Origin of the sequence: Pseudomonas sp. SID14000 (assembly GCF_002165135.1) — a bacterium.
Lineage (GTDB): Bacteria > Pseudomonadota > Gammaproteobacteria > Pseudomonadales > Pseudomonadaceae > Aquipseudomonas.
The window spans coordinates 180546-191619 of the sequence record NZ_NFZQ01000009.1 but is presented as its reverse complement, the minus strand read 5'-3'; the positions used below and the strand labels follow the sequence as shown (position 1 = coordinate 191619).

The 11074-nt window shown below is 63.4% G+C and carries 4 protein-coding genes; 3 read left to right on the top strand and 1 reads right to left on the bottom strand.

Features of this window, described 5'->3' with window-relative positions:
* Positions 1-110 precede the first annotated feature (110 nt).
* Entirely contained in the window at positions 111-3044 is a 2934-nt protein-coding gene (gene glnE, locus CAY82_RS15460) for a bifunctional [glutamate--ammonia ligase]-adenylyl-L-tyrosine phosphorylase/[glutamate--ammonia-ligase] adenylyltransferase (RefSeq protein WP_087501991.1), read from the bottom strand.
* A 383-nt stretch (positions 3045-3427) separates the two neighbouring features.
* Here glnE and aceE point away from each other — a divergent pair, with 383 nt between their 5' ends.
* The 3 genes from aceE to CAY82_RS15445 all read left to right on the top strand — a co-directional run bounded on the left by aceE (position 3428) and on the right by CAY82_RS15445 (position 10990).
* On the top strand, positions 3428-6073 hold the full coding sequence (aceE, locus tag CAY82_RS15455) for a pyruvate dehydrogenase (acetyl-transferring), homodimeric type (protein ID WP_087501990.1): 2646 nt from the start codon (positions 3428-3430) through the stop codon (positions 6071-6073).
* Between the two features lie 13 nt (positions 6074-6086).
* Positions 6087-7730, top strand: a complete 1644-nt coding sequence (gene aceF, locus CAY82_RS15450) for a dihydrolipoyllysine-residue acetyltransferase (protein ID WP_087501989.1) — start codon at positions 6087-6089, stop codon at positions 7728-7730.
* Positions 7731-8299: 569 nt separating this feature from the next.
* Positions 8300-10990, top strand: a complete 2691-nt coding sequence (locus CAY82_RS15445) for a bifunctional diguanylate cyclase/phosphodiesterase (protein WP_087501988.1) — start codon at positions 8300-8302, stop codon at positions 10988-10990.
* The last annotated feature ends 84 nt before the right edge of the window (positions 10991-11074 follow it).

The window sequence follows — 11074 nt, the reverse complement described above, 5'->3', positions numbered from 1 at the left end:
TGGGGCTGCTTTGCAGCCCATCGCGACACAAGGCCGCTCCTACAAGGGAATGCGATCTCCTGTAGGAGCGGCCTTGTGTCGCGATGGGCCGCAAAGCGGCCCCAGCAATCTCAAGTCAAACCCAATTCACCCCAGATCCGCCGCACTTCGCGGCGTTCATCGGCAAACTGCGCCGCATCGATCACCCCGGCCTGCTTCTGCAAGGCCTGGCGGTGCGAAGCCGAGCGAAACGCCTTGTACACTTCACGCAACAGCACCGCGTCACTGGCCGGCATCAACCCTGCCTGCTCCAGCTCTTCCAGAATGCGGATGTTATCGGTCCATCGGAGTATGGCCGGGTGGTCGTGGGACCAGGCCAAAGCGGCGTATTGCACCATAAATTCGATATCGACGATACCGCCGGCATCCTGCTTGATATCGAACGGCACACCGGCCTCGAAGGCATTGGCCGCAGTACCGGCAGCGGTAGCCTTGGTGCCGAGGTTGTCGCGCATCTTGGCGCGCATTTCGCTCACTTCGCTGCGCAGTTTTTCCAGGTCGCGGGCCTGGCCCAGCACCTTGGCGCGCACGCCTTCGAACGCCGCGCCCACCTGCTTGCAGCCCACTAGCACCCGGGCCCGCACCAGGGCCTGGTGCTCCCAGGTCCAGGCTTCGTTCTGCTGGTAGCGCTCGAACGCGCCCAGCGAGCTCACCAGCAGGCCCGAGGCCCCCGATGGCCGCAGGCGCATGTCTACGTCATACAGCTGGCCCGAGTTGGTCTGGGTGGCCAGCAGGTGAATGATGCGCTGGCCCAGCCGGGTGAAGAACTGCGCGCTGTCGATCGGCTTGGCGCCGTCGGTTTCCGCCTGCGGGTCGCCGTCGTGGATGAATACCAGATCCAGGTCCGAGCCGTGGCCCAGCTCCAGGCCACCAACCTTGCCGTAGCCGATGATGATGAATCCCGGGTCGCACAGGCTGCCGTCGCTGCGCTTGGGCTGGCCATGGCGGGCCACGGTCTGGTGCCAGGCCAGGGCCAGCACCTGGTCGAGAATGGCTTCGGCCAGCCAGGTCAGGTAGTCGCTGACCTTCATCAGCGGCAGGTTGCCGCTGATTTCCGAGGCGGCCACACGCAGGCTGTGGGCCAGCTTGAAGTGGCGCAGCGCTTCCATTTGCTGTTCCAGGTCGTCCTCGGGGATGCGCGTCAGGCGCTCGCGCAGCTCACTGGCCAGCTCCGGCGCCAGTGGCGGGCTGAACAGGCGGCCTTCGTTAAGCAGTTCGTCGAGCAACAGCGGGTAGCGGGCAATCTGCTCGGCAATCCATGGGCTGGCGGCGCACAGGGTCAGCAGGCGGCGCAAGGCGCCGGGGTTTTCGGTGAGCAACACCAGGTAAGCAGAACGACGTGCCACAGCCTCGACCAGTGGCAGCACGCGCTCAAGCACCAGGTCGGGGTCATCATGCTCAACCGCCTGGGCCAGCAACCGCGGGATAAAGGCGTCCAGGCGCTCACGGCCAATCCGCTGCATGGAACGCAGCTGCGGGCTAGAGCGCAGCACAGCCAGACGCCGCAGGGCCTCGGCGGGCTGCTGGAAGCCGGCCTCTTGCAGCTGGCGGCCAGCGGCTTCTTCATCCTGCGCCTGCTCCCACAGCGGCGACCATTCGCCACCCACCACCAGCTCGCCTTCGCCGTCTTCATCATCCGGGTCGGCGATCACCTGGCGGAAGTGCCAGTCAATGCGGGCACGCCAGTGCGTCAGCTGGTCATGGAAGCTTTGCCAGTCGGCAAAACCGAGCATATAGGCCACCCGCGCCTGATCGATCTCGCTGTCCGGCAGCATCTGCGTCTGGCGGTCGGCGATGGCCTGGATGGCGTGTTCGGTATAACGCAGGAACTCATAGCCCTCGCGCAACTCGCCAACCACCGCCGGGGGCAGGTAGCCCTGGCCTTCAAGGGTGGCCAGCACCTTCAGTAGCGGCCGCTGTTGCAGGCTGAGGTCACGCCCACCGTGGATAAGCTGGAAGGCCTGGGCGATGAATTCCACCTCGCGAATGCCCCCGGCACCCAGTTTGATGTTGTCGGCCATGCCCTTGCGCCGCACTTCCTGCTGGATCAGCTGCTTCATGGTGCGCAGCGCTTCGATCGCGGAAAAGTCCAGGTAACGGCGGTACACGAACGGCCGCAACATCTCCTGCAGCTGCGCACCGGCTGCCTGGTCGCCGGCCACCACCCGCGCCTTGATCATCGCGTAGCGTTCCCAGTCACGGCCCTGGTCCTGGTAGTACTGCTCCAGGGCATTGAAGCTGAGCACCAGCGCGCCGGCCGAACCGTACGGACGCAGGCGCATGTCGACACGGAACACGAAACCGTCGACGGTAACCTGGTCGAGCGCTTTGATCAGGCGCTGGCCCAGGCGGGTGAAGAACTCCTGATTGTCCAGCGAGCGCTTCACCCCTTCGGTTTCGCCGCCTTCGGGGAAGGCGAAGATCAGGTCGATGTCCGACGACAGGTTCAGCTCCACCGCGCCCAGCTTGCCCATGCCCAGCACAACCATGTGCTGCGGCTGGCCGCTGCGGTTGCCGACTGGCGTGCCGAACTGCTGGCAGTGGCGCGGGTACAGCCATTGGTAGGCTTCGTCGATGGCGGCATCGGCCAGGTCGGACAGGTCGCGACAGGTTTCGCCCAGCGCGGCCTGGCGGGTGATGTCGCGCCAGATGATGCGCAGCTGCTGGCGGTTGCGCTCGCGGCGCAGGTTGCGTGCCAGTTCGTCCTCGCTCTGCGCAGCCTGGGCGGCTGCAGCGATGTGACCGCGCAGTTCACCGGCAGCGTAACGCCGATCCAGCTCGCCACTGGCCAGCAGACCGAACAACATGGCCGGCTCGCGCCGGGCCAGGCCGAGCACGAAGTCGCTGGCGGCGGCAACCTGGTCGAACTGTTGCCGGTGCAGCGGGCTCCAGGCCTGCAGGTCGAGTTCCGGGTGGGCAGCCACGGCATCGCTGATGAATTGCTGGTTGCGCGCGACCAGTGGTTGCAGGGTAGCGGGCAGATCGGACGGCAAAGGTAGGCGCATGGTCTATCCTTGATCGGCGTGAAATAGAGGGGAAGAAGCGGCCAAGGGGAAGCCGGACCACGGTTGGACTGTCGTACAAAAGTTGGAAATAGCTGAAAGCAACGGAAAATTGGCAACAAGCATCAAGATTTACCCGTTCGCGACACAATTCCAACCAACATGAACGTTTTTCCTCACAAGCCAGCATGCGACGAAACGTCGCACAAATGTAGTTTTACTACTACTCGCGTCGTGTAAAAGCATGAAATGCGAAAGCAAATGTAGTAAAACTACACGGCGCCGGAAGACACCCCGGTAATCCAAGAATTCACGACGTCTGCCCATAAGGCCAGTCGCAATCTCAGGCAATCGATTCTGGTTGCCTTTCCGCCCTGGAGCAAGCCATGCAAGACCTCGATCCAATCGAAACCCAGGAATGGCTGGATGCCCTGGAGTCGGTCCTCGACAAAGAAGGCGAAGACCGCGCTCATTACCTGATGACCCGTATGGGCGAGCTGGCCACCCGTAGTGGCTCCCAGCTGCCATATGCGATCACCACGCCATACCGCAATACCATCCCTGTCACCCACGAAGCACGCATGCCTGGCGACCTGTTCATGGAACGCCGCATTCGCTCGATGGTGCGTTGGAACGCCCTGGCCATGGTCATGCGTACCAACCTGAAAGACTCGGACCTGGGCGGACACATCTCCAGCTTCGCCTCCAGCGCCACCCTGTACGACATCGGCTTCAACTACTTCTTCCAGGCCCCGACCGAAGAACACGGCGGCGACCTGATCTTCTTCCAGGGCCACGCTTCGCCAGGCGTGTACGCCCGCGCCTTCATGGAAGGCCGCATCAGCGAAGACCAGATGAACAACTTCCGTCAGGAAGTGGACGGCAACGGCCTGTCTTCGTACCCGCACCCATGGCTGATGCCTGACTTCTGGCAGTTCCCGACCGTTTCGATGGGTCTGGGCCCGATCCAGGCCATCTACCAGGCACGCTTCATGAAGTACCTGGAAGCCCGCGGCTTCATCCCGGCCGGCAAGCAGAAGGTCTGGTGCTTCATGGGCGACGGCGAGTGCGACGAACCGGAATCCCTGGGCGCAATCGCCCTGGCCGGTCGCGAGAAGCTGGACAACCTGATCTTCGTCATCAACTGCAACCTGCAGCGCCTTGACGGCCCGGTTCGCGGCAACGGCAAGATCATCCAGGAACTCGAAGGCGTGTTCCGTGGCGGTGGCTGGAACGTCAACAAGGTCGTCTGGGGCCGTTTCTGGGACCCACTGTTCGCCAAGGACACCAACGGTGCACTGCAGCGCCGCATGGACGAAGTCATCGACGGCGAGTACCAGAACTACAAAGCCAAAGACGGCGCGTACGTTCGTGAGAACTTCTTCAACACCCCAGAACTCAAGGCCATGGTCGAAGACCTGTCCGACGAAGAGATCTGGAAGCTCAACCGTGGCGGCCACGACCCGTACAAGGTCTACGCGGCCTACCACCAGGCGGTCAACCACAAGGACCAGCCTACCGTCATCCTGGCCAAGACCATCAAGGGTTACGGTACCGGTGCAGGCGAAGCCAAGAACACCGCGCACAACACCAAGAAGGTCGACGTCGACAGCCTGCGTCAGTTCCGTGACCGCTTCGACATCCCGGTCAAGGATGCCGACCTGGAGAGCCTGCCGTTCTTCAAGCCGGAAGAAGGTTCTGCCGAAGCCAAGTACCTGGCCGAGCGCCGTGCTGCCCTGGGCGGTTTCGTGCCACAGCGCCGCGCCAAGAGCTTCAGCGTACCGACCCCGCCACTGGAAACGCTGAAAGCGATCCTGGACGGCTCGGGCGACCGCGAAATCTCCACCACCATGGCCTTCGTGCGCATTCTGGCGCAACTGGTCAAGGACAAAGAAATCGGCCAGCGCATCGTCCCGATCATCCCGGACGAAGCCCGTACCTTCGGTATGGAAGGCATGTTCCGCCAGCTGGGCATCTACTCGTCGGTCGGCCAGCTCTACGAGCCAGTCGATAAAGACCAGGTGATGTTCTACCGCGAAGACAAGAAGGGCCAGATCCTCGAGGAAGGCATCAACGAAGCCGGCGCCATGTCGTCGTTCATTGCTGCCGGTACCTCGTACAGCTGCCACAACCAGCCGATGCTGCCGTTCTACATCTTCTACTCGATGTTCGGCTTCCAGCGCATTGGCGACCTGGCCTGGGCCGCTGGCGACAGCCGCACCCGTGGCTTCCTGATCGGCGGTACCGCCGGCCGTACCACCCTCAACGGTGAAGGCCTGCAGCACGAAGACGGTCACAGCCACATGATGGCGGGCACCATCCCGAACTGCCGCACCTATGATCCGACCTATGGCTACGAGCTGGCGGTGATCATCCAGGACGGCATGAAGAAGATGACCGAAGAGCAACAGGACATCTTCTACTACATCACCGTGATGAACGAATCCTACCAGCAGCCAGCCATGCCGGCCGGTGTCGAGGAAGGCATCATCAAAGGCATGTACCTGCTGGAAGAAGACACCCGCGAAGCCGCGCACCACGTACAGCTGATGGGCTCCGGCACCATCCTGCGCGAAGTCCGCGAAGCGGCGAAGATCCTGCGTGAAGAGTTCAACGTCGGTGCCGACGTGTGGAGCGTCACTAGCTTCAACGAACTGCGTCGCGACGGCCTGGCCGTGGAACGTGCCAACCGCCTGAAGCCTGGCCAGAAGCCACAGCAGACCTACGTCGAGCAGTGCCTGAACGGTCGCAAGGGCCCGGTCATCGCCTCTACCGACTACATGAAGCTGTTCGCCGAGCAGATTCGCCAGTGGGTACCGAGCAAAGAGTTCAAGGTCCTGGGTACCGACGGTTACGGCCGCAGCGACAGCCGCAAGAAGCTGCGTCACTTCTTCGAAGTCGACCGCCACTTCGTGGTGCTGGCTGCCCTGGAAGCCCTGGCTGACCGTGGCGAGATCGAACCAAAGGTTGTTGCAGACGCTATCGTCAAGTTCGGCATCGACCCGGACAAGCGCAACCCACTGGACTGCTGAGGAGTATTTTTAAGTGAGCGAACTCATTCGCGTACCTGACATCGGCAGCGGTGAAGGTGAAATCATCGAGCTGTTCGTCAAGGTCGGTGATCGTATCGAGGCTGACCAGAGCCTGCTGACCCTGGAGTCCGACAAGGCCTCCATGGAGATCCCGGCCCCGAAAGCCGGTGTCATCAAAGAACTGAAAGTCAAGCTGGGCGACCGCCTGAAAGAAGGCGACGAACTGCTGGTCCTGGAAGCCGAGGGCGCCGCTGCTGCGGCCCCTGAGGCTCCGGCCGCCGCTCCGGCCCAGGCTGCTGCGCCGGCGCCGGCCGCCGAGGCAGCGCCTGCCCCTGCTCCGGCAGCAGCCCCGGCTGCCGCCAGCGTGCAGGACATCCATGTGCCAGACATCGGCTCGTCGGGCAAGGCCAAGATCATCGAAGTACTGGTCAAGGTCGGCGACACCGTCGAAGCCGACCAGTCGCTGATTACCCTGGAGTCCGACAAGGCCTCCATGGAAATCCCGTCGCCAGCTGCCGGCGTGGTCGAAGAAGTCCTGTGCAAGCTGGAAGACGAAGTCGGCACTGGCGACCTGATCTTCAAGCTGAAAGTCGCAGGCGCTGCCCCGGCTGCTGCTCCGGCACCTGCCGCTGCTGCTGCCCCGGCCAAGGCTGAGGCTGCTCCGGCCGCTGCTCCGGCCGCTGCCGCCCCGGCTACTGCTCCTGCACCGGTTGCCACCGCACCGGCTGCCGGCAGCAACGCCAAGGTTCACGCTGGCCCGGCGGTTCGCCAACTGGCTCGTGAATTCGGTGTCGACCTGGGCGCGGTTGCCGCGACCGGTCCGCACGGCCGCATCCTGAAAGAAGACGTGCAGGTCTACGTCAAGGCGATGATGCAGAAGGCCAAGGAGGCCCCGGCAGCCGCCGGTGCAACCGGTGGCGCTGGCATCCCGCCGATCCCTGCCGTGGACTTCAGCAAGTTTGGTGAAGTGGAAGAAGTGGCCCTGACCCGCCTGATGCAGGTCGGTGCTGCCAACCTGCACCGCAGCTGGCTGAACGTGCCGCACGTCACCCAGTTCGACTCCGCCGACATCACCGAGCTGGAAGCCTTCCGCGTTGCGCAGAAGGCCGTGGCCGAGAAGGCTGGCGTGAAGCTGACCGTGCTGCCACTGCTGCTCAAGGCCTGCGCCTTCCTGCTCAAGGAACTGCCGGATTTCAACAGCTCGCTGGCGCCAAGCGGCAAGGCCATCATCCGCAAGAAGTACGTGCACATCGGTTTCGCGGTGGACACCCCGGACGGCCTGCTGGTCCCCGTGATCAAGAACGTCGACCAGAAGAGCCTGCTGCAACTGGCTGCCGAAGCGGCTGCGCTGGCCGAAAAAGCCCGCACCAAGAAGCTGTCGGCCGACGAAATGCAAGGCGCCTGCTTCACCATCTCCAGCCTCGGCCACATTGGCGGCACCGGTTTCACGCCGATCGTCAATGCGCCGGAAGTGGCTATCCTGGGCGTTTCCAAGGCGACCATGCAGCCTGTCTGGGATGGCAAGGCCTTCCAGCCGAAGCTGATGCTGCCGCTGTCGCTGTCCTACGATCACCGTGTGATCAACGGCGCTGCCGCCGCGCGCTTCACCAAGCGCCTGGGCGACGTGCTGGGCGATATCCGCACCATGCTGCTGTAAGGCAGCACTCTGCCCCTCCTCGCGAGGGGCAGCACCCTTTTCGAGCTGCCACGCTCGTACCTCAACCCCGTCGATTGGCGGGGCTTTTTTTTGCCTGCCGATACGGTTTTGGCGCCTGTGAGATCGAGCGCCGCCCGCGCGGCGCTTCGCGGGGCAAGCCCGCTCCCACATTTGTTGCAACGTGCCCATGCCTGTGAGGCCATGGTTGTCAGCGTTGTTGGCATGGCTGGATTTCGAGGTGGGCATTGAAGCCGCCCCACCTACCTCAAGACGAGCACCAAGGCAGGCAACCATGGCCTGACAGGTTCGGCACGTTGCAACAAATGTGGGAGCGGGCTTGCCCCGCGAAGCGCCGCGCGGGCGGCGCTGGACCTCACAGGCGCCAGAAATGTCATGGTGTACAAATGCCAGCCCCACAAATCGACAGGCAACCTAAGGATTCCAGCCCTCAAGCCGATAACCCGTCCACAGCATCATGCATGGCTGCTTGCCAGCCCCCAGGACATGATGCAACCTTGCCAGATCCGCCGTAACCCCAAAGCCGCGTTCCCTCTTCAAGCGAGTCTTCGATGAAAAGCCAACCCGATGCCGCCAGCCGTGTGGCGGCCGAGGTCGTCACGCAGTTACCCGTGCCCTCGCGGCTCGGCATGCTGCGTTTCGAAAGGCTCAACGAAGCCTCCTGGTCCATGCTCTACCTCGACCCGACCTGCGAGCGCCAGTTCGGCCTGCACGCCGGCGACCTGTGCGCCCTGGTGGACGCGCCCTATGCCAGCCTGATGGAACCCGAGGCCCGTTATCGGCTGCACGACGAGATCCAGTTGCAACTGGCCCAGCGCGGCTACTACCGCGTGCGCTACACCTTGCACACGCCAACTGCATCGCTGCGCCTGCTGGAGGCTGGTGAGGCCTACAAGCAGCACAACCGCCAGCTGTTGCGCGGCTACCTGAGCGTGCTCGACGACCAGGCCGAAGAGGGCGGCGAGACCGATGCCAGCGACCTGGAGTCGCGCAATAACCGCCTGCAGCTGGCCCTGCAACTGAACCAACGCGCGCAGCAGGAACAATTCGAGCACCTGGAACGGGTACGCGGCCAGCAGGACCTGATCTTGCGCCTGGCCCGTCAGCGCTACAGCGCCGGTAACTCGCTGCGGGAAGCCGCCCAGCTGATTACCCAAAGCGCCTGCGAGATCTACAAGGTCGACATCGCCAGCATCTGGCACCTGGAAGACCAGCGCCTGGAGCCGATCACCGCCTGGTACCGGGACGCGCAGGAGCACCGCCAGCCAGAAGCCATAGATGCCAGCCGCTTTCCCGATTACCTCGACGCACTGCACGCCAGCCGCGCCATCGACGCCCACAATGCCGGCCACGACCCGCGCACCCGCGCCCTGGCACAAAGCCTGTACCCGGAAAACAAGGCGATGCTCGATGCCAGTATTCGCGTCGATGGTCAGGTAGTCGGCGTGCTGTGCCTGGAGCAGACCGGCCAGACACGGGCCTGGCAGTCGGACGAAATCGCCTTTGCCGGCGAGCTGGCTGACCAGTTCGCCCAAGTCATCACCAACCACAACCGGCGTACCGCCGCCAGCGCCCTGCACCTGTTCCAGCGTGCGGTCGAGCAGAGCGCCAGCGCTTTCCTGCTGGTCAACCGCGACGGTGTGGTGGAGTACGTCAACCCCAGCTTTACCGCCATCACCCAGTACAGTACCGAGGAAGTGCAAGGCCGCCATCTTGGCGAGCTACCGGCGCTGGAGAACCTGAGCGAGCTGCTATTCGACTCGCCGTCGAGCCTGGCCATGGGCAACAGCTGGCAAGGCGAGTTCAAGAGCCGGCGCAAGAACCTCGAGCCTTACTGGGGCCAGTTGTCGATTTCCAAGGTCTATGGCGACAATCGCGAGCTGACCCACTACATCGGTATCTACGAAGACGTCACTCAGACCAAGCTGGCCCAACAGCGCATCGAGCGCCTGGCCTACACCGACAACCTGACCAACCTCGGCAACCGCCCGGCGTTCATCCGCAGCCTGGACGAGCGCTTTGCCCACGATGGCGAGAACTCGATGTGCCTGCTGCTGGTGGACATCGACAACTTCAAGCGCATCAACGACAGCCTCGGCCACCAGACCGGCGACAAGCTGCTGATCAGCCTGGCCCGGCGCCTGCGCAACAGCCTGCACACCGGCGGTATCCTGGCGCGCTTTGCCAGTAACGAGTTCGCCGTGCTGCTCGACGACACGAGCCTGGAAGATGGCCAGGGCGTCGCCTTGCAATTGCTGCGCACCCTCGACAAGCCGATGTTCGTCGACAATCAACTGATCAACGTCACCGCCTCGGTGGGCCTGGCCTGCGCGCCACTGCACGGTGCCGATCCGGCCAGCCTGATGAAGAACGCCGGACTCGCGTTGCACAAGGCCAAGGCCAACGGCAAGCACCAGGTGCAGGTGTTTACCGAAGTGCTCAATGCCGAAGCCAGCTACAAGCTGTTCGTCGAGAACAACCTGCGTCGCGCCCTGACCCAGAACGAGCTGGAGGTGTTCTACCAGCCCAAGCTGTGCCTGCGCAGCGGCCGCCTGCTGGGGCTGGAAGCACTGTTGCGCTGGAACCACCCCGAGCGCGGCATGATCCGCCCGGACCAGTTCATCAGCGTGGCGGAAGAAACCGGCCTGATCATACCCATCGGCAAATGGGTGGTGCGCCAGTCGTGCCGCATGAGCCAGCAACTGCGCGCCGCCGGCATGGGCAACCTGCATGTGGCCATCAACCTGTCGCCCAAGCAGTTCTCCGACCCGGACCTGGTAGCGTCGATCAGCACCATCCTCAAGGAAGAAGCCCTACCCCCGCACCTGCTGGAGCTGGAGCTGACCGAAGGCCTGCTGCTGGAAGCCACCGAAGACACCCACCGCCAGCTGGATGAGCTGAAGGCCCTGGGCCTGACCCTGGCCATGGACGACTTCGGCACCGGTTATTCCTCGCTGAGCTACCTGAAGAAGTTTCCGATCGACATCCTCAAGATCGACCGCAGCTTCATCAATGAAATTCCGGATAACCAGGACGACATGGAAATCACCTCGGCGGTGGTGGCCATGGCCCATAACCTCAAGCTGAAGGTGGTGGCCGAAGGTATCGAGACGCCGGAGCAGCTGGCGTTCCTGCGTCGGCACCGCTGCGACGTGGGCCAGGGCTACCTGTTCGACCGCCCGATCCCGGGGCGGGAGCTGGCCGAACGACTGAAGCGCTACCCGCGTGGTCCTGTGGCCTGACAGCCGCATAAACCTCGGGCACTATAGCGCTCATACGGGCCCCTTCGCGGGTAAACCCGCTCCCACAGGTACACCACATTATTC